Genomic DNA, 22,165 nt, shown 5'->3' with positions numbered 1-22,165 from the left:
ACGGGGCCTCCACCTTGGGGAGTACGCGCGGGCGGTACGGATCGGTCCTCCGGTTGACCCCTGCACACATCACGCTTCCCTACGCTGGGTTACGTGCAGCGCCTCTATGACTTCCTCCGCAGGCACCCGACAGGGGTGGACGTCTTCTGGGCCGTCTTCCTGTTCGGGGTCTCGCTCGCCAGCGAAATCGCCCGTGGGGAGTCCCGGGGGACCGAGTCCCCACTGGCGATCGTTCCGATCGTCCTGCTGTTGTGCCTGGTGGTCGCGCTGCGCAGGCGCATGCCGGAGCGGATGCTGCTGCTGGCCGTGGGGCTCGGTGTGGCGCAGCTCGTGCTGGACGTGGAGACCACGTCCGCCGACTTCGCCCTCCTGGTGATCGTCTACACCGTGGCCGCCACGGGCACCCGCTGGGCGTCCCGGCTGGCGTTGGCGGTCGGCCTGTGCGCCGCCCCCGTCGCGCAGCTGCGCTGGCCCAACGAGCACTCCGGCCCGCTCGGCAATGTGGCGATCATGATCTTCCAGGCCGTGCCGTTCGCCCTGGCCTGGGTGCTCGGCGACTCGATCCGCACCCGCCGCGCCTACTTCGCGCAGCTGGAGGAGCGCAACGCCCGTCTGGAGAAGGAGCGCGAGGCACAGGCCAAGGTCGCCGTCGCCGCCGAGCGCGCCCGGATCGCCCGCGAGCTGCACGACGTCGTCGCGCACAACGTGTCCGTCATGGTCGTCCAGGCCGACGGCGCCGCCTATGTGCTCGACGCCGCGCCCGACCAGGCCAAGAAGGCCCTGGAGACCATCTCCTCCACCGGCCGCCAGGCCCTCGCCGAGATGCGCCGCCTGCTGGGCGTGCTGCGCACCGGCGAGCACCAGGAGGGCGGCGAGTACGTCCCGCAGCCCGACGTCGAGCAGATCGAGGACCTCGTCGAGCAGTGCCGCGGCTCCGGGCTTCCCGTCGACTTCAAGATCGAGGGCACCCCGCGCCCGCTGCCCAGCGGGGTCGAGCTCACCGCGTACCGCATCGTGCAGGAGGCGCTCACCAACACGCGCAAGCACGGCGGGCCCAACGCGGGCGCGAGCGTGCGCCTGGTCTACTTCGACGACGGCCTCGGCCTGCTCGTCGAGGACGACGGCAAGGGCGCCCCGCACGAGCTGTACGAGGAGGGCGGCGCCGACGGCGCGGGCCACGGCCTGATCGGCATGCGCGAGCGGGTCGGCATGGTGGGCGGCACCCTGGACGCGGGCCCCCGCCCCGGCGGAGGATTCCGCATCAGCGCGCTGCTCCCGCTCAAACCAGCGCATTGACACCGACGCGCGCCCCCGGTTGACACCTGTCACGCCCCCTGACGACATGCCGTACGACCCCGAGGAAACGGAAGAGGACCGATGACGATCCGCGTGATGCTCGTCGACGACCAGGTGCTGCTGCGCACCGGGTTCCGGATGGTGCTCGCAGCCCAGCCGGACATGGAGGTCGTCGCGGAGGCGGGGGACGGTGTGGAGGCCCTCCAGGTGCTGCGCTCGACCGCCGTGGACGTCGTCCTCATGGACGTCCGCATGCCGAAGCTCGACGGTGTGGAGGCCACCCGCCGCATCTGCTCGGAGCCCGACCCGCCGAAGGTGCTGATCCTGACCACCTTCGACCTCGACGAGTACGCCTTCTCGGGGCTCAAGGCGGGCGCCTCCGGCTTCATGCTCAAGGACGTGCCCCCCGGCGAGCTGCTCACCGCGATCCGCTCGGTGCACAGCGGTGACGCCGTGGTCGCCCCCTCGACGACCCGGCGCCTGCTCGACCGGTTCGCGCCCATGCTGCCCACGACCGGCAAGGAGCCCCAGCACAAGGAGCTGGAGCGGCTCACCGGCCGCGAGCGCGAGGTCATGGTGCTGGTCGCGCAGGGGCTGTCCAACGGCGAGATCGCGGCCCGGCTGGTGCTGTCCGAGGCGACCGTGAAGACCCATGTCGGCCGCATCCTGACCAAGCTGGGCCTCCGGGACCGGGTGCAGGTGGTGGTCCTGGCCTACGAGACGGGGCTGGTGCGGGCCGGCGGGCAGGGCTGAGGTCCCGCTAGCGGGACCGGACCGGCTAGCGCAGGATCCCTTCCAGGAAGTCGCTGCCGAGCCGCGCCACCACGGTGACGTCCAACTGGTGCAGGACGTACCGGCCGCGTCGGCGGGTGGTGACCAGGCCCGCCTTCTTGAGGACGCTCAGGTGCCGGGATATCTCCGGGGCGGTCATGCCCTGCACCTGGGCGAGCTCGCTGGTCGTGTGGGCGCTGCGGGCCAGATGCCGGCACAGGCGCATCCGGACGGGATGGGACAGCGCGGTCAGCCGCAGGGTCAGCTGCTCGACCGAGGGCGGGGAGGCGAGCTCGGGGGAGCCGACCGGGTAGTGCAGGGCGGGCTGCCAGCCGTACCGGTGCAGGACGCTCAGGTGCGGCCAGCCCAGGCTCGTGGGGATCAGCAGCAGACCGCCGTCCGCCGTGGCGCTGTGTCCGATGCCCAGCTTGTCGACCGTGATGTGGCCCGCGGCCTCGTCGAGCACGACCGCCGGCGACACCGCGGTCAGCGCCTCCGCGAGGCCCTTGCGGCGCAGACCGCCGGCGACACCGCGGTCAGCGCCTCCGCGAGGCCCTTGCGGCGCAGCAGGTCCGTCTTGTGGCGGGCGTCCGCCGCGAGCTGGTGGCGCAGCCGCGACCAGGTGTCGGCGAAGAACGCCTCGTCGCAGTCCGCCACGAACTGCCGGAACCAGGCCCGGATCCGGGGCGGGTCGGCCAGCAGCCGCTCGGCGAACCGCACCTGGCGCGGTCCGCGTGAGGCGGCCAGCTCCAGGGCACGCCGGTGCAGCGCGCCGTCGGAGAGCACGCTCGGGCCGTGCGAGGAGTACGGCAGCGCGCAAGTGAACTCCAGGGCCGCGTCCACGAACTGCTCGTCCGTCAGCTTGTCGAGCAGGTCCAGGTCCTCGGCGATGCAGGCCCCGGGGAGGGTGGCCCGGCCCGCGACCCCGGCGAACGGCATGAACAGGTCCGAGAACGTCGTCCGCCACAGGAAGTCCGCCTCGCACATCCGGTCGGCCAGATGCGGGTCGAGCCGCGCGGTCACACCCGTCACCCAGGCCTGGAGTCCCGGATGGTGTCCCGGTTCGGCCAGCGCGTGCAGCGCCATGCCGAGCTCGGCCAGGGGCGAGGGCACGACGGCGACCCTCTCCGGCCGCAGCCCCGCGATGTCGATGCGCACGCTCATGACCTCATGGTGCACCCCGCCACTGACAACGCCGTGCTCGATTGACGGTGGCCGTCAATCGGCGCGACGCGGCCGCCGCTCGCGGCTCAGCCTGGAGCCATGAGCATCACCCAGCAGCACCTCCTCGACACCTACCGCGCCCGGCACCTCGGCACCCCCGCCCCGCCCGCGCCCGGCACCCACGACGTGCGGGTCGTGCGCGAGCTGCGCGAGTACCGGCGGTTCCGGGCGGTCCTGGCGGGGCGGCCCGCGCGGGCGCGGCTGCGGCACGCGGTGCGCCGCCGGCTGCTCGGGCGGGCCTGCCCGAGCTGCTGACGCCCTAGCCGCTGACCCTCTCGCCGGCGATCTCCCGCAGCCGGGCGACGAAGTCGGCCGCCGCCGCCTTCACGTCGGCCGCCGTCCACTCCAGGGCGGCGGCACGGACGTTGACCTCGGTCATGGACAGGCCGGGGCCCTTCTCGTCCCAGGGGGAGATGAACAGGGCCGTCCTCGTCTCCTCCGACTGCCGGATCGCCGCCTCGGAGAGCTCGTCGACGCCGTACGGCAGCCAGACCTGGAAGTCGAAGGTGTGCGGTACCTCGGGGTGGACCCGCGCCCACGGCACCCCGGCCTCCGCGAACCCCTCGCGCAGTGCGGCGGCCACCATGCGCGCGTGGGTCACGTACTCGGGCAGCCTGGGCAGTTCGTGTTCCAGTCCCGCGAGTGCCGACAGGGCGGTCGGGAACTGCTGGAACACCGCGCCTCCGTACCGGTGCCGCCAGGTCCTCGCCTCCTCGATCAGGCTCTTCGGGCCGGCGAGCGCGGCACCCCCGAAGGCTTGGAGGGACTTGTAGAACGACACGTAGACGCTGTCCGCGAGGTCCGCGATCTCGGCCAGGGGGCGGCCGAAGTGGACGGTGGTCTCCCACAGGCGTGCGCCGTCGAAGTGCACCACCGCGTCCCGCTCGCGTGCCGCCTCCACGACCTCGGTGAGCTCCTCCCAGGTGGGCAGCAGGAAACCGGCGTCCCGCAGGGGCAGTTCCAGCATCAGCGCCCCGAAGGGCTCCTCGAAGTGGCGTATCTCGTCGGCCGTGGGCTGTCGCGCTTCGCTCGTCACCTGGACCGGGCGCAGACCGGAGACCTGCTGGAAGGCGTCGCGTTCGTGCACTTCGGGGTGGGCAAGGGGATGCAGGGCGACGGTGGGGTTGCCGGTACGGCCCGCCCAGCAGCGCAGTGCCACCTGCTGGGCCATCGTGCCGGTCGGGAAGAAGGCGGCGGCCTCCTTGCCGAGGAGACCCGCGACCTTCTCCTCCAGGGCCGCGACGACGCCGTTGCCGTAGAGGTCGGACGGCTCGTCCAGGTCGTAGAAGGTGTGCGCCCCGTCAAGCAGCGCCAGGCGCTCGCGGAGGGGCTCGTACAGTCCGAGCCGCGCCAGCGTGCGCTCCGCGCTCCGGTACGCGCTGATGCGTCGCGCGCGGCGGTGCAGGAGCCGGTCCTCCTCCGTGAGGTGCTCCGGCGGTGCCTCCTCCGTGACCTCCTCCGGCCGTACCTGGTCAGCGGCCTGCCGGGCCCCGTGCTCCTGTTTGTCACTCATGCGCGGATCATCTCGTGCGCCCCTGAACCCGGGCACGCCAATTTGCGCACGCGCGGCCCACGGAAACCCACAGCCTGTGGACAACCGGACGCCCTCCGAACCGATCGCGTTAACATGACGAGAAATCGTCCGGTACCCAGATGCGGACTGGAACGGGAAGGCCGCCGTCGCGTGAGTACAGCCCAACAGCCAGACAGCAAGGACCGCCCCGCGCGGCTCACCGTCGGCGTCGTCGGCGCCGGCCGGGTGGGGCCGGCGCTCGCCGCGTCCCTCCAGCTCGCCGGACACCGCCCGGTGGCCGTCTCCGGAGTGTCCGACGCCTCCAGGCGACGAGCCGCGCTGATGCTCCCGGACGTCCCGCTCGTCCCTCCCGCGGACGTCCTCCAGCGCGCCGACCTGGTGCTGCTGACCGTCCCCGACGACACCCTGCCCGGCTTGGTCGAGGGCCTCGCCGAGACCGGCGCGGTGCGGCCGGGGCAGCTGCTCGTGCACACCTCCGGGCGGTACGGCGCGAAGGTCCTCGACCCCGCCCTGCGCGCGGGCGCCCTGCCGCTGGCCCTGCACCCGGCGATGACCTTCACGGGCACCCCGGTGGACGTCCAGCGCCTCGCGGGCTGCTCCTTCGGCGTCACCGCCCCCGAGGAACTGCGGCTGGCCGCCGAGGCCCTCGTCATCGAGATGGGCGGCGAGCCCGAGTGGATCGACGAGGACAAGCGCCCGCTGTACCACGCGGCCCTCGCCCTCGGTGCGAACCACCTGGTCACGCTGGTCGCCCAGGCCATGGAGCTGCTGCGCTCGGCCGGCGTCGAGGCCCCCGACCGGATGCTCGGCCCGCTGCTCGGCGCCGCCCTGGACAACGCCCTGCGCTCCGGCGACGCGGCCCTCACCGGCCCCGTCGCGCGCGGTGACGCCGGCACCGTCGCCGCGCACGTCACGGAACTGCGCGAGCACGCCCCGCATGCCGTCGCCGGCTATCTGGCGATGGCGCGCGCGACCGCCGACCGGGCGCTCGCCCACGGCCTGCTCAAGCCGGAGCTCGCCGAGGACCTCCTCGGGGTACTCGCCACGGGGACCGACGGCGCCGAGGGAGACGCCCGATGACCACGACCCTGCTGCGCACCGCCGACGAACTGCACGCACGCACGCGTGTGGGCCGCCGGGCCGTCGTGATGACCATGGGTGCCCTGCACGAGGGCCACGCCACCCTGGTCCGCACCGCCCGCGAGATCGCCGGACCGGACGGCGAGGTCGTCGTCACCGTCTTCGTGAACCCGCTCCAGTTCGGCGCGGGAGAAGACCTCGACCGCTACCCGCGCACCCTGGACGCCGACCTCAAGATCGCCGAGGACGCCGGTGCGGACGCCGTCTTCGCGCCCTCCGTCGACGAGGTCTACCCCGGCGGTGAGCCCCAGGTGCGCATCAGCGCGGGCCCGATGGGAGAGCGCCTGGAGGGCACCTCGCGCCCCGGCCACTTCGACGGCATGCTCACCGTCGTCGCCAAGCTGCTCCACCTCACCCGCCCCGACATCGCCCTCTACGGCCAGAAGGACGCCCAACAGCTCGCGCTGATCCGCCGGATGGTGCGCGACCTGAACTTCGGCGTCGAGATCGTCGGCGTGCCCACCGTGCGCGAGGACGACGGCCTGGCCCGCTCCAGCCGCAACCGCTACCTCTCACCGCAGGAACGGCGCACGGCACTCGCGCTCTCCCGCGCCCTGTTCGCGGGCCGCGACCGCCACGCGGCCCAGGAGGCGTTGCGCGCACGAGCCCGTGAAGTGCCCGCCACGCATGAGCGTGCCGAGGCCCTGAGTGCCCTCGGGGAGTCCCGCGCGGCCGCCGACGCGCACGCGGTCGCGAAGGCCCTGCCGGGAGCCCCGTCGGCGGTCCGCGCGGCCGCCCGGCTGATCCTGGACGACGCCTCGCGCCAGGACCCGCCGCTCGCCCTGGACTACCTCGCGCTCGTCGACCCGTCCGACTTCACCGAGATCGAGGACGACTTCATCGGCGAGGCCGTCCTCGCCGTCGCCGCCCGGGTGGGGACGACCCGGCTGATCGACAACATCCCGCTGACCTTCGGAGCCGCCTCGTGACCAGCACAGGCATAAGACTGCACGCACCCGCGCCCGGGTGGTCCATCGACGCGGACGTCGTGGTCGTCGGCTCCGGCGTCGCCGGTCTCACCGCGGCCCTGCGCTGCCAGGCCGAGGGCCTGAGCACCGTCGTCGTCACCAAGGCCCGGCTCGACGACGGCTCCACCCGCTGGGCGCAGGGCGGCATCGCCGCGGCCCTGGGCGAGGGCGACACCCCCGAACAGCACCTGGACGACACGCTGGTCGCGGGCGTGGGCCTGTGCGACGAGGAGGCGGTGCGGATCCTCGTCACCGAGGGCCCCGACGCCGTACGCCGCCTGATCGCGACCGGCGCGCATTTCGACGAGTCCGAGGCGGGCGACCTGGCGCTCACCCGCGAGGGCGGTCACCACCGGCGCCGGATCGCGCACGCGGGCGGTGACGCGACCGGCGCGGAGATCTCCCGGGCACTCGTCGAGGCCGTACGCGCGCGGGGACTGCGCACGATCGAGAACGCGCTCGTGCTCGACCTCCTGACCGACGCCGAAGGCCGTACGGCTGGCGTCACCCTGCACGTCATGGGCGAGGGCCAGCACGACGGCGTGGGCGCCGTGCACGCCCCCGCGGTCGTCCTCGCGACCGGCGGCATGGGCCAGGTGTTCTCCGCGACCACCAACCCGTCCGTGTCGACGGGCGACGGCGTGGCGCTCGCCCTGCGCGCGGGCGCCGAGGTCAGCGACCTGGAGTTCGTGCAGTTCCACCCCACCGTGCTGTTCCTCGGCCCGGACGCCGAGGGCCAGCAGCCGCTCGTCTCCGAGGCCGTGCGCGGCGAGGGCGCCCACCTGGTCGACGCCGACGGCGTGCGCTTCATGACCGGGCAGCACGAGCTGGCCGAGCTCGCACCTCGGGACATCGTCGCCAAGGGCATCATGCGCCGCATGCAGGAGCGGGACGCCGAGCACATGTTCCTCGACGCCCGGCACTTCGGCGCCGAGATGTGGGAGCACCGCTTCCCGACGATCCTCGCCGCCTGCCGCGCCCACGGCATCGACCCGGTCACCGAGCCCATCCCGGTCGCACCGGCCGCCCACTACGCCTCCGGCGGCGTGCGCACCGACTCCAAGGGCCGCACGACCGTCCCGGGCCTGTACGCGTGCGGCGAGGTCGCCTGCACCGGCGTGCACGGCGCGAACCGGCTCGCCTCCAACTCCCTCCTGGAGGGGCTGGTCTACGCCGAGCGCATCGCCGCCGACATCACGGCGAGCCGCGCCGGCCTCCACGCGCGCGTGCCCGCCCCGGTCGACCAGCCCGAGAGGCCCGCGCACCCGCTGCTCGCCCCCGAGGCCCGGTTCGCGATCCAGCGGATCATGACCCAGGGCGCGGGCGTGCTGCGCTCCGCCGAGTCCCTGTCCAAGGCCGCCGACGAGCTGCAGCAGCTGCACGCCGACGCCCGGGACGCCCTCGCCGAGAACGGCAAGACGGCCGAGCCCGGCGTCGACACCTGGGAGGCCACCAACCTCCTGTGCGTGGCCCGAGTCCTGGCCGCCGCGGCCCTGCTGCGCGAGGAGACGCGCGGCTGCCACTGGCGCGAGGACGCGCCCGACCGCGACGACACGGCGTGGCGCCGCCACATCGTCGTACGGCTGAATCCCGACCGGACCCTCGCCGTACACACCACCGATACCGCAGACTTCCCCCCGACCCGGCAGCCCCTCCAGGAGCAGTGACACCAGTGAGCACCGACGACCTTCCCCTCGCCTCGTCCGGCGGCTGCGGCGACGGCTGTGCCTGTGGCACCGCCTCCGACGGCCTCGGCGAGGAGTACCTGGAGTGCGGGCTCGACCCCGCGCTCGCGCAGCTCCTGGCAGACGCCGGGCTCGATCCCGTGGAGGTCGAGGACATCGCCAATGTCGCCATCCAGGAGGACCTCGACCACGGTGTGGACGTGACGACCGTCGCGACCATCCCCGAGGACGCCGTCGCCACCGCCGACTTCGTCGCGCGCGAGGCGGGCGTCGTGGCCGGCCTCAGGGTCGCCGAGGCGGTCGTCTCGGTGGTGTGCGAGGACGAGTTCGAGGTCGAGCGGCATGTGGAGGACGGCGACCGGGTGGAGGCGGGACAGAAGCTCCTGTCGGTCACCACGCGCACGCGTGACCTGCTCACCGCCGAGCGCAGCGCGCTGAACCTGCTGTGCCGGCTCTCGGGCATCGCGACCGCCACGCGCGCGTGGGCGGACGCACTGGAGGGCACCAAGGCACGCGTGCGGGACACCCGGAAGACGACTCCCGGCCTCAGGTCGCTGGAGAAGTTCGCGGTGCGGTGCGGGGGCGGGGTCAACCACCGCATGTCGCTGTCCGACGCGGCGCTGGTCAAGGACAACCACGTGGTCGCCGCCGGTGGCGTCGCCCAGGCCTTCAAGGCCGTACGGGAGACCTTCCCGGACGTGCCGATCGAGGTCGAGGTCGACACCCTGCACCAGCTGCGGGAGGTCGTGGACGCGGGCGCCGACCTGATCCTGCTGGACAACTTCACGCCCGGCGAGTGCGAGGAGGCGGTCGCGCTCGTGCACGGACGGGCCGCGCTGGAGGCCTCCGGGCGGCTGACGCTGGCCACCGCGCGCGCGTACGCCGACACCGGGGTCGACTACCTCGCCGTGGGTGCGCTCACCCACTCCTCGCCGATCCTCGACATCGGCCTCGATCTGCGCGAGGCGGAGTAGTCGCGATGCTCCTCACGATCGACGTAGGCAACACGCACACCGTCCTCGGGCTGTTCGACGGCGAGGACATCGTCGAGCACTGGCGGATCTCCACGGACGCGCGCCGCACGGCGGACGAGCTGGCCGTACTGCTCCAGGGCCTGATGGGCATGCATCCGCTCCTCGGGGACGAACTGGGCGACGGCATCGACGGGATCGCCATCTGCGCGACCGTGCCGTCCGTGCTGCACGAGCTGCGCGAGGTGACGCGGCGCTACTACGGCGACGTGCCGGCCGTGCTGGTCGAGCCCGGCGTGAAGACGGGGGTGCCGATCCTCACCGACAACCCCAAGGAGGTCGGCGCGGACCGGATCATCAACGCGGTGGCCGCCGTCGAACTGTTCGGCGGCCCCGCGATCGTCGTGGACTTCGGCACGGCGACGACGTTCGACGCGGTGTCCGCGCGCGGGGAGTACGTCGGCGGGGTCATCGCGCCCGGTATCGAGATCTCCGTGGAGGCGCTCGGGGTCAAGGGTGCGCAGCTGCGGAAGATCGAGGTGGCCCGGCCGCGGAGCGTGATCGGCAAGAACACGGTCGAGGCGATGCAGTCCGGGATCGTGTACGGCTTCGCAGGGCAGGTGGACGGCGTGGTGAGCCGGATGGCCCGGGAGCTCGCGGAGGACCCGGACGACGTCACGGTCATCGCCACGGGCGGCCTGGCGCCTATGGTGCTCGGGGAGTCGTCGGTGATCGACGAGCACGAGCCCTGGCTGACGCTGGTGGGGCTGCGGCTGGTCTACGAGCGGAACGTGTCGCGGATGTGACCTCGGGCCGGGACGCCTGGACCGGCATTGGGGTGGCCCGGTCGCGCCACACCCGCCCCCTATGACGGGTTTGTCTGATTAGCGCGTACTGTCGCCGCATGCCCACGCCATACGGATCCCGCGGCGGCATGGCGTTCGGCGTGGAGGAGCTGCGTGTGCTCCGCCGCGCTCTCGCCCTCGCCCTTCACCCCGCCCCTGCTTCGGCCGAGGACATCAAGGACTGCCACCGCCTCGCCGAGTCCCTCGACGAGGCGGTACGCGAGGGTGCCCGGTTGCGTGCCTTCCTGGTGGCCGACCTCGCCCGGTACCGCGCCGCGCTGCCCGGCACCGCCGCCGGTTACCTCACCCTCCTGGAGGAGGCGCTGGGTGCCGGGTACCGGCCCGTGCCCGACGATCTCGCCGCGCTGCGGGCGCTGCGCGGCAACCCCGTCGCGGCGGCGCTGCTGATCCGCTGCCAGATGCTGGCCGAACGCGACGTACGGGCCCGTCTCGCGGGCGCCACGGGCGCCACGGGCGCCCGACGCGCCCCGCTGGCCCCTGTGGTCCCGGCCTCCCGTACGCGCCTCCTGGCGCTGCCCGGAGGCCTTTGCGGAGGGCTCCGCGAAGAGCCTTCCGGGCTCGCGCCGGGCGGCCCGGCGGAACAGGACGCCAAGGAACCGGCGAAGCGTCCTGGCCCGGCGGAACAGGACGCCAAGGAACCGGCGAAGCGTCCGGAAAAGGCCCCGGTCAAGCCCGCCGAGAAACCCGCTCCCGCCGCCCCGAAGCCCTCCCGGCCCATCCCCACTCCGGGCGAGGTCTTCCCCCGCCGCAAGCCGGCCCCGCCCCCGGCGAACCCGCCGCAGCAGCTGGCCGCGGGCTGAAGGCGGGACAGTCCGCACCCCGCCCGAGTTGTCCCGGTGTCGCTGGCTACTCTGGACGCATGGACTATGTCTCCGCGCTCGTGCCCCCGGTCGTCATGGCCGTGTTCTTCATCGGTCTGATCCGGGTCATCGTGAAGACCCAGGGCGGGGCCAACAAGGCCAAGGAGGACGCGGCCGTCGACGCCGCCCTCGCGCGCGCGGAGGCGACCAAGCAGGCCGACTGACCGGCCGCGCCCTCGTCGGCGTACGACTCTCCGAGCCACCGCGCTTTCGGAGTCGTACGCCCTTTTTGTTGCTGTTTGGCGTTGAAAGGGCCCGTCCGTCACGCCGATAGCCGGATCTCCCACTATTGTGCTGAGGTGTGCCTCGCCCATTGGGAGAACTCGAAGACGCGGTCATGACGCGGGTGTGGAAGTGGAACCGCCCGGTCACCGTTCGAGAAGTCCTGGAAGACCTTCGGCAGGAACGGTCCATCGCGTACACCACGGTGATGACCGTTTTGGACAATCTCCATCAGAAGGGCTGGGTGCGTCGTGAGGCGGAAGGCCGCGCCTATCGATATGAGGCGGTCTCCACACGGGCCGCCTACGCCGCCGCACTGATGAACGACGCCTGGTCCCAGAGTGACAACCCCGCCGCCGCTCTCGTCGCCTTCTTCGGGATGATGAGCGAGGAACAGCGACAGGCACTCCAGGACGCCGTACGGATCGTCGGGGGACCGACCGTGGAGAACCCCGACTCGGCATCGCGAGACGGCGGACGATAGCGTCCGCTCATGTCCGCGAAGAGCCCCTCCGCCGAGAACCCCGAAGTCACCGCAAAAGCCATCACCGTCCGGCGGGCACGCACCAGCGATGTCGCCGGCATCCGTCGGCTCCTTGACTCCTACGTCCGTGACCGCATCCTGCTCGACAAAGCGACGGTGACGCTTTACGAGGACATCCAGGAGTTCTGGGTCGCCGAGCGCGACGACAACGCCGAGCTGGTCGGCTTCGGCGCCCTGCATGTCATGTGGGAAGACCTCGCGGAAGTACGCACTCTCGCCGTGAAGCCCGGGCTGAAGGGTGCCGGGGTCGGGCATCAGTTGCTGGAGAAGTTGTTGCAGACGGCCCGCTGGCTCGGTGTTCGTCGCGTTTTCTGTCTCACCTTCGAAGTGGACTTCTTCGGCAAGCACGGCTTCGTCGAGATCGGTGAGACACCCGTTGACACCGATGTCTACGCCGAGCTACTGCGTTCCTATGACGAAGGCGTGGCAGAGTTCCTCGGTCTCGAACGAGTGAAACCGAACACCTTGGGCAACAGCCGGATGCTTCTGCATCTGTGATCGCCAAGGATTCCGCCGATCGGCCCTGCCCAGGTTCCCTATGTCCGAAACGCGCATGTTTCCGGACGGGGCGGCCCCTGTCGGTCTCTCCCGAGGGTTTGTGTTTTCCCAGCAAAAGCGGTTTGCTTTCCGACGTACTGCAGTACTGCATATAACAGGGGACGGTGAAACGGCGGACGCCGCAGACCCCCGGCCCTCAAGTATTGGATGAAAGGAAATCCGGTGGCACAGAAGGTTCAGGTCCTTCTTGTCGATGACATCGACGGCGGCGAGGCGGACGAGACCGTCACGTTCGCGTTGGACGGCAAGACGTACGAGATCGATCTCACGACTGCCAATGCGGACAAGCTCCGTGGCCTTCTCGACCCCTACGTGAAGGGCGGTCGCCGCACCGGAGGCCGTGCTTCGGGCGGCCGCGGAAAGACGCGGGCCGCTTCCGGTGGCAGCCAGGACACCGCTCAGATCCGTGCCTGGGCGAAGGAGAACGGTTACGAGGTCAATGACCGCGGCCGTGTTCCGGCGAGCATTCGCGAGGCTTACGAGAAGGCCAACGCCTGATCGAGGGTCCGCTGAGGCCGGGGCCACGAAGGCCGGGGCCGCGAAGGCCTATGGCCGAGCGCGCCGCAGCCGCAGCCGGTGGCAGTGCGTGGCCACCGTGTTCACGACGCGTACGAGATCGGGGGCGCCCCCACCGCCCCCCAGTGCCGACATCGTCGGCAGCGAGGCCTCGACCTCGCACCCAGGCTCGGGGGGCCGCACCCACACGGCGGCCCCCTGCAGGGCGCCCGGGCGGCCCAGGACGAGAGGCCGCCGGCTTCCGGTGGCGGGGCTCGTCTCTCGCGGCCCTTTCGCCGCTTTCGGCTCCTTCCGCGACGGTCGGGGCATGAGTCCGGTCGATTCCGGGAGCGACGGCGGGACGAGGGATGCCTCCTCCCCGGGCGCCGGACGCGCAGACCGTCCCGACGAGACTTCCGCGAGTTGGCGCACCCAGGGTTCCGGCGGACGCGGTGCCTGCATCACGCCGCCCGTCCCGACCGCCCGCAGGTCGAGCGCCAGCGTGCCCCACTCCAGCCAGTCCAGCAGGCCCGGCAACTCCTCCGTGCTGCCCGCCGCCACCAGGAGCAGCATCCGGTCGCCCCACATAGCCACCGGAGACGCCTCGGCGAGGTGGCGCAGGGCCGCGCGTCCCGCCTCGGCCGGGACGTCCAGGACGTCGAAACGAAGCCCCAGGCGCAGTCGTACGGGAGATTCAGGGGTGCTCGCGGGCACCGTGGGCCAGCCCAGTTCGTTCTCGTACCAGCGACGGACCGGATCGTCGCCGAAGGCGGCCCGTTCCGGCGGCCGACGGGGGAGCGGGACCACGGCGAAATCGGTGGCGAGAGGGGGGCGGCTGGCGACCATGCCAAGTGCAACCGCCGGAAAGGCGCGAGAGTTACGCTGGGTGTGCCGACGTGTGCGAAGAGTGGCCGAAGAGGGGGCGTGCGGAGGTGCGGGGTGGCACAAGGTTGTTCGCCCGTAGCGGAGGGACGGGGGGCGTACGGCATGGAGTGTCGGTTCGAGCGGGTAAGACATCCCTAGTGGGAGGGGGCGACACGCAGGAAAGGCCGTCTCACGTTCGCCATCGGCGTACTGGCGACTGGGGTAACTGCCTGGCCTGCGGGAACATCGTCTCGCACCATCGGGTTGGACAGGATGTCGGCGTTCGGGGTCAGGAGGCCATCGACGGTGTCGGCAGTTGGAATGAGCGGTCCCCGCTTGCGGGACTAAGCTGCGGAAGGACAGGGAGGGGAAGTTCCCCCCACTGCCTGACCGCTCTGAGGAGCGATTAACGATGTTCGAGAGGTTCACCGACCGCGCGCGGCGGGTTGTCGTCCTGGCTCAGGAAGAAGCCCGGATGCTCAACCACAACTACATCGGCACCGAGCACATCCTCCTGGGCCTGATCCACGAGGGTGAGGGTGTCGCCGCCAAGGCCCTTGAGAGCCTCGGGATTTCGCTCGAGGCGGTCCGCCAGCAGGTGGAGGAGATCATCGGGCAGGGGCAGCAGGCCCCGTCCGGGCACATCCCCTTCACCCCCCGTGCCAAGAAGGTCCTGGAGCTGTCGCTCCGCGAGGCCCTTCAGCTGGGCCACAACTACATCGGCACGGAGCACATCCTGCTCGGCCTGATCCGTGAGGGCGAGGGCGTCGCCGCCCAGGTCCTGGTCAAGCTGGGCGCAGATCTCAACCGGGTGCGGCAGCAGGTCATCCAGCTGCTCTCCGGTTACCAGGGCAAGGAGACCGCCACCGCCGGCGGGCCTGCCGAGGGCACCCCCTCGACGTCCCTGGTCCTCGACCAGTTCGGCCGGAACCTCACCCAGGCCGCTCGTGAGTCCAAGCTCGACCCGGTCATCGGGCGCGAGAAGGAGATCGAGCGGGTCATGCAGGTGCTGTCCCGCCGTACCAAGAACAACCCGGTGCTGATCGGTGAGCCCGGCGTCGGCAAGACCGCCGTCGTCGAGGGCCTCGCCCAGGCCATCGTCAAGGGCGAGGTGCCCGAGACCCTCAAGGACAAGCACCTCTACACCCTGGACCTCGGCGCGCTGGTCGCCGGCTCCCGCTACCGCGGTGACTTCGAGGAGCGCCTGAAGAAGGTCCTCAAGGAGATCCGCACCCGCGGCGACATCATCCTGTTCATCGACGAGCTGCACACGCTGGTCGGTGCGGGTGCCGCCGAGGGCGCCATCGACGCCGCTTCGATCCTGAAGCCGATGCTGGCCCGCGGTGAGCTGCAGACCATCGGTGCGACCACGCTGGACGAGTACCGCAAGCACCTGGAGAAGGACGCGGCCCTCGAGCGCCGCTTCCAGCCCATCCAGGTCGCGGAGCCGTCCCTGCCGCACACGATCGAGATCCTCAAGGGTCTGCGCGACCGGTACGAGGCCCACCACCGTGTCTCGATCACGGACGAGGCGCTCGTCCAGGCCGCCACCCTGGCCGACCGGTACATCTCGGACCGCTTCCTGCCGGACAAGGCGATCGACCTGATCGACGAGGCCGGATCCCGGATGCGCATCCGCCGGATGACCGCGCCGCCGGACCTGCGCGAGTTCGACGAGAAGATCGCGGGCGTGCGCCGCGACAAGGAGTCCGCGATCGACTCGCAGGACTTCGAGAAGGCCGCCTCCCTCCGCGACAAGGAGAAGCAGCTCCTGGCCGCCAAGGCCAAGCGGGAGAAGGAGTGGAAGGCCGGCGACATGGACGTCGTCGCCGAGGTCGACGGCGAGCTGATCGCCGAGGTCCTCGCGACCGCCACCGGCATCCCGGTCTTCAAGCTGACCGAGGAGGAGTCCTCGCGTCTGCTGCGCATGGAGGACGAGCTCCACAAGCGGGTCATCGGCCAGGTCGACGCCGTCAAGGCGCTGTCGAAGGCGATCCGTCGTACGCGTGCCGGTCTGAAGGACCCGAAGCGCCCCGGTGGTTCGTTCATCTTCGCCGGCCCGTCCGGTGTCGGTAAGACCGAACTGTCCAAGGCGCTCGCCGAGTTCCTCTTCGGTGACGAGGACGCGCTGATCTCCCTCGACATGTCGGAGTTCAGCGAGAAGCACACGGTCTCGCGGCTCTTCGGTTCGCCTCCCGGTTACGTGGGCTACGAAGAGGGCGGCCAGCTGACCGAGAAGGTCCGCCGCAAGCCGTTCTCCGTCGTCCTGTTCGACGAGGTCGAGAAGGCCCACCCGGACATCTTCAACTCGCTGCTGCAGATCCTGGAGGACGGTCGCCTGACCGACTCCCAGGGCCGGGTCGTGGACTTCAAGAACACGGTCATCATCATGACGACCAACCTCGGCACCCGGGACATCTCCAAGGGCTTCAACCTGGGCTTCGCGGCCTCGGGCGACAAGAAGACCAACTACGAGCGCATGAAGAACAAGGTCTCGGACGAGCTCAAGCAGCACTTCCGGCCCGAGTTCCTCAACCGTGTCGACGACGTGGTCGTCTTCCCGCAGCTGACGCAGGCCGACATCCTCCAGATCGTCGACCTGATGATCGGCAAGGTCGACGAGCGCCTCAAGGACCGGGACATGGGCATCGAGCTCTCCCAGTCCGCCAAGGAGCTGCTGTCGACCAAGGGCTACGACCAGGTGCTGGGCGCGCGTCCGCTGCGTCGCACGATCCAGCGCGAGATCGAGGACACGCTCTCGGAGAAGATCCTCTTCGGTGAGCTGCGTCCCGGTCACATCGTGGTCGTCGACACGGAGGGCGAGGGCGAGACCAAGACCTTCACCTTCCGCGGCGAGGAGAAGGCGGCCCTGCCGGACGTCCCGCCGATCGAGCAGGCGGCCGGCGGTGCCGGGCCGAACCTGAGCAAGGAGGCGTAAGCCTCACGGCGATGCCTTGAAGGGCCGCTTCGGAACTCCGGTTCCGGAGCGGCCCTTTTGTGTGCGTACGGCTGTGCGCGCGGCTTGTGAGGGTGGGCAGTTGGCGCGTGAGGGGGCAAGGGCGGCGGGCTTCTTCTTCGGCAGGGAAGGGCGGCGGCTCGCACGGGGAGTCCAGGACCGCGCGGACCGCGGCGCGGGCCAGGGCGCGGGCCAGGGCGCGGATCTGCTTATCGCGTCGCCGAGGGTGCGTCGCCCGCCTCGGAAGGGGGCGAGGGCGGAGAGCCCGAGGGTCTTGCCGACCAGACCCGACCAGACCCGACCAGAGCGGGGCCGGGGCCGGCTGACCGTCCGGCCGGAAGAGCTTTCTCACGCGCCGACTCCATCCGCCATTGCCCTGAGCGCGCGGCGGCGGATGGAGCCTGGCTGGAGGTCAGGACAACTGGCCGTTGTAGTCCGGGAGTTTGAAGGTCTTCTCGGCGTGGCCGCCGGAGAGGTCGGTGGCGCTGTTGCCGATGTTCGCGATGATCGTGTAGCCCTTGTTCTCGATGTCGACGCGCTGGGCGGTCTTGTAGGCGCCGACGTCCTTGAAGAGGTCGATGAAGCTGCGGACGTAGAGGCCGCCCACCTGGTAGCCGACGTGCTTGAGGTTGTAGTCGGTCACCGGGGCGATGATGCCGGGGCGGGCGGTTACGAAGAACAGGGAAACGCCGTGCTGCTGGGCGTACTTCGCGACCTCCAGGACGGGCTTGTTGGCCGGCTGGGGGTAGCTGAAGCCGAAGTCCGTCTCCAGGGTGGTGTTGTCGATGTCGAGGACGATCGCCTGCTTCTCGCCGGGCCCGGGGGCGGCGATACGCGTCTTCAGGTAGGGCAGGGCCTGGTCCATCACGGTCTGGCAGTCCGTCTGCCAGGTGGCGTAGTCGACGTCTTCGGCGGCGGCCGTAGCGGTCGTGGTGGCGCTTGCGGTGGTCGTCGCGGCCTCGGCGGGGACGGCCAGGGCGACGAGGGCGGCGGCGGTGACGGTGCTTACGGCTGTGTGGCGCGCCCAGGGGCGTCTGCTTGTCATGGGGTGGGGGGTCCTCTCACGTCCGGAAACGCTGCAGTTGTCTCGTGCATGTTTGTTGGTGAGGGTGGCGCGAGAGGAACCGTAGGGTTACCGGCTGGTAGGAGGCCAGAGACGTGCGTCACTTGGCATGGCTTTTACATCGGGGCCGCCGGTGACTTGCCGCACAGGTGATTTGTCCATTACTAGGCGGAATAGTGAAGAAATCGCGGGAAGGGAAGAGACTTCTGGGGCGACCTATCGCGGCCTATTACTACATTCCATCGTAGATGGGCTGTTTGGGGGTATTCGGTCTCTGGGGTTACCAAGGGATGCGCCATCCGGCGGCCTTCGTGCGCCGGGTGGCTTCCTGTCCCCGGCTTCATGAGGTTCCGAATGTTCCAGCGCGTCTCCCACCGCTCTTCCCGTACGTCCCTGCTCCGCACCCGTGTGACCGTCATGGCCGCGTCCGTCGGGGTGTCGGCTGTACTGGGGGCCGGAGTCGCCTCGGCCGCGTCCTCCTCGGCCTCCTGGGTCGACCCGGTGAAGAAGTACACGCTCAGCGCGAGCTACGCGCAGGCCGGTGGCATGTGGCAGTCCACCCACAGCGGGCAGGACTTCGCGGTGCCGAGCGGTACGACCGTCGTCGCCGCGCACGGCGGGACCGTCGTCAAGGCGGGTCCGGGCGGAGCCGGTGACGGTGCCGCCTACGGCAACGCCATCGTGATCAAGCACGGCAAGGGGAAGTACTCGCAGTACGCCCACCTCTCCCGGATCAAGGTCAAGGTCGGCCAGGTCGTCAAGACCGGTCAGCGCATCGCCCTGTCCGGCAACACCGGCAACTCCAGCGGCCCGCACCTGCACTTCGAGATCCGCACGACCGCGAATTACGGCTCGGCCATCGACCCGGTCGCCTTCCTGCGCGCCAAGGGCGTCAAGGTCTGAGCGGGTCCCTCCGGGGGAGGGGACATGCCGACGCGGGTCGTTGGGCACGGGGTGTGGCGGCGGCCGGGGTGTTCCTGGGCGGAGGGGGCGCGTCGATGGGGGCGTCGGTCAGCCCCTCGCGCCACCGCCGACCGAACCGCGGGCGTCAGCTCTTCCTGGTGCCCGTGGCGTGGATCGGGGGGCGGCGGCCGCGCTGGCCAACACTGGGTCGGACCGTAGGCATCAGTTCCTCGCGCTGCCCCCAGTTGAACGGCGGGCGTCAGCCGCCTCGGTTGCCTCCGGCTGCTCGCCCACCCCTGGCTGAGGCGTGGGGCGGTTGTCTTCGCTGCCCCGAGCGGAAGGGTGGCCGCCGGCCTCTCGCCCACCGTTGGCCGAACGCCACGTGGTAGCCGTTTCCGCTGCCTCCAGCCGATCGAGGAGCCGGCCGGCTCCGGCTGGGTAGGCCGTGTGCGTTGGCTGTTTTCGCTGTCCGGGGTCGGAGGGCGGTCGTCAGCTGTCGCTCCGGCTGGGTAGGCCGTGTGCGTTGGCTGTTTTCGCTGTCCGGGGTCGGAGGGCGGTCGTCAGCCGTCGCTCCGCCTGGGTAGACCGTGCGTGTTGGCCGTTTCCCCTGTCCTGGGCCGGACCGCGGGCGTCAGCCCTTCGCTCCGTTCCCCCCGGTTGACCGGAAGCGCCAGTCCCTTGGCCTGCACCCCGCCGAACCGAGGCGCCAGTCCCTCGCCCCCGGCCGAACCGAGGCGCCGGCCCCTCGCCCCCTGACCCAACCCGAGGCGCCAGCCCCTCACGCCCTGGCGAAACCCGAGGCGCCAGCCCCTCGCCTCGCCCCGGCATCAGACCGAGATGCCAACCCGTCGCCCCGCCCTCGGGCCCTAACCCTCCCTGCCCCCCAGGGGCTGACCCTCCCCGCCCCCCCGATGCGCCTGCGTGACCAAGTCCGTGGCGACCTCCAGGACCGCCTTGCGCTTGGCCTCCTGGTCTCCGGCGATGTCCTGGAGGAAGAACATGCCGGCGTGCAGGGTGAAGATCGCGCTGACGCAGCGGACCTGGTCGGTCAGGTCGGCCTCCGGGTCGACGATGATCTCGCGGAGTCCCTGCATGCGCTCCTTGAAGGTCTCGCCGACGCGCAGTTCACGGACCGCCGCCTGGTTCTCCTGCATGAAGCGGAACAACGGCGTCGCCCCGGCCAGGGTGGCGCTGTAGCGCCGTACGATCTCCTGCTTCGTCTCCAGCGTGTGCGGCTGGTTCCTGCCCCACTCGATCAAGTCGAGGATCGGCTGCGTCAGGTCGTCGAAGATGCTGACGAGGATCTCTTCCTTGGTCTTGAAGTGGTAGTAGAGCGCCGCCTTGGTGACATCCAGGTGCTCGGCGATCTCCCGCAGGGACGTCTTCTCGTACCCCTGCTCCGCGAAGAGATCGAGGGCCACGTCCTGGATGCGCTGGCGCGTGTTGCCGCGGCGCTGCTGCTTCGTGACGTCCATGGTGCCGCCCATCCTCATGCTCCTCGGCTTCCCATAAAACTTACTTGACGCCCGGCTAGTTACGCGTCTACCTTCCCAGTGTAGACAACTAGCCGGGCGGCAAGTAAGTGCCTCGGCGGGGGCAGTACCGCAGGAACTCAGGGGAGTGGGAACCGATGGCGGACACACAGACGGTTGAGACGGAGCCGGACAAGAAGCAGCCGGACAAGAAGCAGCGCAGTGTGCGGGTCGTCCTGCTCGCGCTGATGATCACCATGATGCTCGCGATGCTCGACAACATGATCGTGGGCACCGCGATGCCGACGATCGTGGGCGAGCTCGGTGGGCTCGAACACCTTTCGTGGGTCGTGACGGCCTACACGCTGGCCACCGCGGCCGCCACCCCCCTCTGGGGCAAGCTCGGCGACATGTACGGCCGCAAGGGCGTCTTCATGAGCTCGATCGTGCTCTTCCTGGTCGGCTCCGCGCTCAGCGGCATGGCCCAGGACATGGGACAGCTCATCGGCTTCCGGGCCGTGCAGGGCCTCGGCGCCGGCGGTCTGATGGTCGGCGTCATGGCGATCATCGGCGACCTGATCCCGCCGCGGGAGCGCGGCAAGTACCAGGGCATGATGGCCGGCGTCATGGCGCTCGCGATGATCGGCGGACCGCTGGTCGGCGGCACCATCACCGACAACTGGGGCTGGCGCTGGTCCTTCTACATCAACCTGCCGCTCGGTGTCGTGTCGCTCGGCCTGATCAGCGCGGTCCTGCACCTGCCGAAGAAGCGCGCACAGGCCCGCATCGACTACCTGGGCGCCGCCCTGCTGACCGTGGGCATCACCTCCATCGTGCTGGTGACCACCTGGGGCGGCACGGAGTACGCCTGGACCTCCGCGCGGATCATGGAGCTGATCGGCATCGGCGTGGCCGCGCTCGTCGGGTTCGTGTTCTGGCAGACCAAGGCGACCGAGCCGGTGGTCCCGCTGCACATCTTCCGCAGCCGCAACTTCACGCTGATGTCGATCATCGGCTTCGTCACCGGCTTCGTGATGTTCGGCGCCACCCTCTTCCTGCCGCTGTACCAGCAGTCCGTGCAGGGCGCCTCCGCCACCAACTCCGGGCTGCTGCTCCTGCCGATGCTCGGCGCGATGCTGGTGACCTCGATGGTCGCGGGCCGGATCACCACCAACAGCGGGCGGTACTACGTCTTCCCGGTCCTCGGCAGCGCCCTGATGATCGTCGGGTTGTACCTGCTGTCGACGATGGACACCGGGACCTCGCGGCTCACCTCCGGTGTCTTCATGGCCGTGGTCGGTCTCGGCATGGGCTGCCTGATGCAGATCACCATGCTGGTCGCGCAGAACAGCGTCGAGATGAAGGACATGGGCGTCGCGTCCTCCTCCACCACCCTGTTCCGTACCCTCGGCTCCTCCTTCGGTGTCGCCATCATGGGCGCTCTGTTCAACCACCGGGTCCAGGACGTCATGGCCGAGCGGGGCGGGGCGCTGGGCTCCAAGGTGACCGAGCAGTCCGCACAGCTGGACGCGAAGAGCCTGGAGAAGCTGCCGGCCGCGGTGCGCGAGGCGTACCAGGTCGCGGTGTCGGCGGGCACGCACTCGGCGTTCCTGCTCGGCGCGATCGTCGCCGTGGTCGCGCTGGTGGCGGCGGTGTTCGTCAAGGAGGTGCCGCTGAAGGGAGCGGGACCCCAGAAGTCGGCGGACGACGCGGCGCCGGCTCCGCTCGTCGAGGTCTGAGCCGACGTAGGGTCTCAGCCGAAGTAGAGGTCTC

General features: G+C 70.7%; 20 protein-coding genes and 1 pseudogene. 16 read left to right on the top strand and 5 right to left on the bottom strand.

The window, feature by feature from the left end:
- The first annotated feature begins 93 nt into the window (after positions 1-93).
- Positions 94-1,296, top strand: a complete 1,203-nt coding sequence (locus tag H293_RS0135445; protein ID WP_028808483.1) for a sensor histidine kinase — start codon at positions 94-96, stop codon at positions 1,294-1,296.
- Positions 1,297-1,377: 81 nt separating this feature from the next.
- Positions 1,378-2,049 (top strand): response regulator transcription factor, encoded by a 672-nt coding sequence (locus tag H293_RS0135440; RefSeq protein WP_020122558.1) that lies wholly within the window; start codon positions 1,378-1,380, stop codon positions 2,047-2,049.
- Positions 2,050-2,074: 25 nt separating this feature from the next.
- On the opposite strand, the pseudogene H293_RS53030 reads toward H293_RS0135440, so the two are convergent.
- Positions 2,075-3,231 (bottom strand): annotated as a pseudogene (locus tag H293_RS53030) (DUF5937 family protein).
- A gap of 99 nt (positions 3,232-3,330) precedes the next feature.
- Between H293_RS53030 and H293_RS57635 the strand changes: the two are divergent.
- Positions 3,331-3,546 carry a hypothetical protein gene (locus H293_RS57635; protein WP_020122557.1) on the top strand — a complete coding sequence of 72 codons (216 nt, stop codon included), beginning with the start codon at positions 3,331-3,333 and terminating at the stop codon, positions 3,544-3,546.
- A 4-nt stretch (positions 3,547-3,550) separates the two neighbouring features.
- On the opposite strand, the gene H293_RS0135425 is transcribed toward H293_RS57635, so the two are convergent.
- Entirely contained in the window at positions 3,551-4,804 is a 1,254-nt protein-coding gene (locus H293_RS0135425; protein WP_020122556.1) for a threonine aldolase family protein, read from the bottom strand.
- A gap of 171 nt (positions 4,805-4,975) precedes the next feature.
- Here H293_RS0135425 and H293_RS0135420 point away from each other — a divergent pair, with 171 nt between their 5' ends.
- The 10 genes from H293_RS0135420 to H293_RS0135375 all read left to right on the top strand — a co-directional run bounded on the left by H293_RS0135420 (position 4,976) and on the right by H293_RS0135375 (position 13,137).
- A complete protein-coding gene (locus tag H293_RS0135420) occupies positions 4,976-5,905 on the top strand; it encodes a Rossmann-like and DUF2520 domain-containing protein (protein WP_020122555.1) in 930 nt (309 codons plus the stop codon).
- A complete protein-coding gene (gene panC, locus H293_RS0135415; RefSeq protein WP_020122554.1) occupies positions 5,902-6,894 on the top strand; it encodes a pantoate--beta-alanine ligase in 993 nt (330 codons plus the stop codon). The genes H293_RS0135420 and panC overlap by 4 nt, the downstream gene beginning before the upstream one ends.
- Positions 6,891-8,600 carry an L-aspartate oxidase gene (locus H293_RS0135410; RefSeq protein ID WP_020122553.1) on the top strand — a complete coding sequence of 570 codons (1,710 nt, stop codon included), beginning with the start codon at positions 6,891-6,893 and terminating at the stop codon, positions 8,598-8,600. The genes panC and H293_RS0135410 overlap by 4 nt, the downstream gene beginning before the upstream one ends.
- 5 nt (positions 8,601-8,605) lie before the next feature.
- Entirely contained in the window at positions 8,606-9,592 is a 987-nt protein-coding gene (nadC, locus tag H293_RS0135405) for a carboxylating nicotinate-nucleotide diphosphorylase (RefSeq protein ID WP_020122552.1), read from the top strand.
- Positions 9,593-9,597: 5 nt separating this feature from the next.
- Positions 9,598-10,395, top strand: coding sequence for a type III pantothenate kinase (locus H293_RS0135400; RefSeq protein WP_020122551.1), 798 nt, complete (start codon positions 9,598-9,600; stop codon positions 10,393-10,395).
- A gap of 128 nt (positions 10,396-10,523) precedes the next feature.
- Entirely contained in the window at positions 10,524-11,255 is a 732-nt protein-coding gene (locus H293_RS0135395; RefSeq protein WP_020122550.1) for a hypothetical protein, read from the top strand.
- Positions 11,256-11,314: 59 nt separating this feature from the next.
- The gene (locus H293_RS59325) at positions 11,315-11,479 is read left to right on the top strand and encodes a hypothetical protein (RefSeq protein WP_020122549.1); all 165 of its coding nucleotides are present in this window, start codon (positions 11,315-11,317) and stop codon (positions 11,477-11,479) included.
- A 149-nt stretch (positions 11,480-11,628) separates the two neighbouring features.
- On the top strand, positions 11,629-12,021 hold the full coding sequence (locus H293_RS0135385; protein WP_007383769.1) for a BlaI/MecI/CopY family transcriptional regulator: 393 nt from the start codon (positions 11,629-11,631) through the stop codon (positions 12,019-12,021).
- Between the two features lie 9 nt (positions 12,022-12,030).
- A complete protein-coding gene (locus H293_RS0135380; protein ID WP_020122548.1) occupies positions 12,031-12,579 on the top strand; it encodes an amino-acid N-acetyltransferase in 549 nt (182 codons plus the stop codon).
- 222 nt (positions 12,580-12,801) lie between these two features.
- Entirely contained in the window at positions 12,802-13,137 is a 336-nt protein-coding gene (locus H293_RS0135375) for a histone-like nucleoid-structuring protein Lsr2 (RefSeq protein ID WP_007383771.1), read from the top strand.
- 48 nt (positions 13,138-13,185) lie between these two features.
- Here the strand turns inward: H293_RS0135375 and H293_RS0135370 are convergent, their stop codons facing one another.
- Positions 13,186-13,980 (bottom strand): SCO3374 family protein, encoded by a 795-nt coding sequence (locus H293_RS0135370; RefSeq protein WP_020122547.1) that lies wholly within the window; start codon positions 13,978-13,980, stop codon positions 13,186-13,188.
- A 430-nt stretch (positions 13,981-14,410) separates the two neighbouring features.
- Here H293_RS0135370 and H293_RS0135365 point away from each other — a divergent pair, with 430 nt between their 5' ends.
- Positions 14,411-16,936, top strand: coding sequence for an ATP-dependent Clp protease ATP-binding subunit (locus H293_RS0135365; protein ID WP_020122546.1), 2,526 nt, complete (start codon positions 14,411-14,413; stop codon positions 16,934-16,936).
- 430 nt (positions 16,937-17,366) lie between these two features.
- On the opposite strand, the gene H293_RS0135360 is transcribed toward H293_RS0135365, so the two are convergent.
- Positions 17,367-17,999 carry an HAD family acid phosphatase gene (locus H293_RS0135360; RefSeq protein WP_020122545.1) on the bottom strand — a complete coding sequence of 211 codons (633 nt, stop codon included), beginning with the start codon at positions 17,997-17,999 and terminating at the stop codon, positions 17,367-17,369.
- A 372-nt stretch (positions 18,000-18,371) separates the two neighbouring features.
- Between H293_RS0135360 and H293_RS0135355 the strand changes: the two genes are divergently transcribed.
- On the top strand, positions 18,372-18,920 hold the full coding sequence (locus tag H293_RS0135355; RefSeq protein ID WP_020122544.1) for a M23 family metallopeptidase: 549 nt from the start codon (positions 18,372-18,374) through the stop codon (positions 18,918-18,920).
- 866 nt (positions 18,921-19,786) lie between these two features.
- Here H293_RS0135355 and H293_RS0135350 read toward each other — a convergent pair.
- Complete coding sequence (locus H293_RS0135350) at positions 19,787-20,407, bottom strand: TetR/AcrR family transcriptional regulator (protein ID WP_020122543.1); 621 nt, start codon at positions 20,405-20,407, stop codon at positions 19,787-19,789.
- Between the two features lie 143 nt (positions 20,408-20,550).
- On the opposite strand from H293_RS0135350, the gene H293_RS0135345 reads away from it, so the two are divergent.
- Positions 20,551-22,131: an MDR family MFS transporter gene (locus H293_RS0135345; RefSeq protein ID WP_020122542.1), complete on the top strand. Its 1,581-nt coding sequence runs from the start codon at positions 20,551-20,553 to the stop codon at positions 22,129-22,131.
- Positions 22,132-22,165: the final 34 nt, after the last annotated feature.

It is taken from the genome of Streptomyces canus 299MFChir4.1, assembly GCF_000383615.1.
Taxonomy (GTDB): domain Bacteria; phylum Actinomycetota; class Actinomycetes; order Streptomycetales; family Streptomycetaceae; genus Streptomyces; species Streptomyces canus_C.
Note: the sequence above shows the minus strand (reverse complement) of the source record. Positions and strands in the feature narration are given on the sequence as shown.

Excerpts from the sequence above, each read along its gene's own strand:
- H293_RS0135440 (WP_020122558.1), top strand. The coding sequence starts at position 1,378 with ATGACGATCCGCGTGATGCTCGTCGACGACCAGGTGCTGCTGCGCACC.
- H293_RS57635 (WP_020122557.1), top strand. The coding sequence starts at position 3,331 with ATGAGCATCACCCAGCAGCACCTCCTCGACACCTACCGCGCCCGGCAC.
- H293_RS0135425 (WP_020122556.1), bottom strand. The coding sequence starts at position 4,804 with ATGAGTGACAAACAGGAGCACGGGGCCCGGCAGGCCGCTGACCAGGTA.
- panC (WP_020122554.1), top strand. The coding sequence starts at position 5,902 with ATGACCACGACCCTGCTGCGCACCGCCGACGAACTGCACGCACGCACG.
- H293_RS0135400 (WP_020122551.1), top strand. The coding sequence starts at position 9,598 with ATGCTCCTCACGATCGACGTAGGCAACACGCACACCGTCCTCGGGCTG.
- H293_RS0135395 (WP_020122550.1), top strand. The coding sequence starts at position 10,524 with ATGGCGTTCGGCGTGGAGGAGCTGCGTGTGCTCCGCCGCGCTCTCGCC.
- H293_RS59325 (WP_020122549.1), top strand. The coding sequence starts at position 11,315 with ATGGACTATGTCTCCGCGCTCGTGCCCCCGGTCGTCATGGCCGTGTTC.
- H293_RS0135380 (WP_020122548.1), top strand. The coding sequence starts at position 12,031 with ATGTCCGCGAAGAGCCCCTCCGCCGAGAACCCCGAAGTCACCGCAAAA.
- H293_RS0135370 (WP_020122547.1), bottom strand. The coding sequence starts at position 13,980 with ATGGTCGCCAGCCGCCCCCCTCTCGCCACCGATTTCGCCGTGGTCCCG.
- H293_RS0135365 (WP_020122546.1), top strand. The coding sequence starts at position 14,411 with ATGTTCGAGAGGTTCACCGACCGCGCGCGGCGGGTTGTCGTCCTGGCT.
- H293_RS0135360 (WP_020122545.1), bottom strand. The coding sequence starts at position 17,999 with ATGACAAGCAGACGCCCCTGGGCGCGCCACACAGCCGTAAGCACCGTC.
- H293_RS0135355 (WP_020122544.1), top strand. The coding sequence starts at position 18,372 with ATGTTCCAGCGCGTCTCCCACCGCTCTTCCCGTACGTCCCTGCTCCGC.
- H293_RS0135350 (WP_020122543.1), bottom strand. The coding sequence starts at position 20,407 with ATGGGCGGCACCATGGACGTCACGAAGCAGCAGCGCCGCGGCAACACG.
- H293_RS0135345 (WP_020122542.1), top strand. The coding sequence starts at position 20,551 with ATGGCGGACACACAGACGGTTGAGACGGAGCCGGACAAGAAGCAGCCG.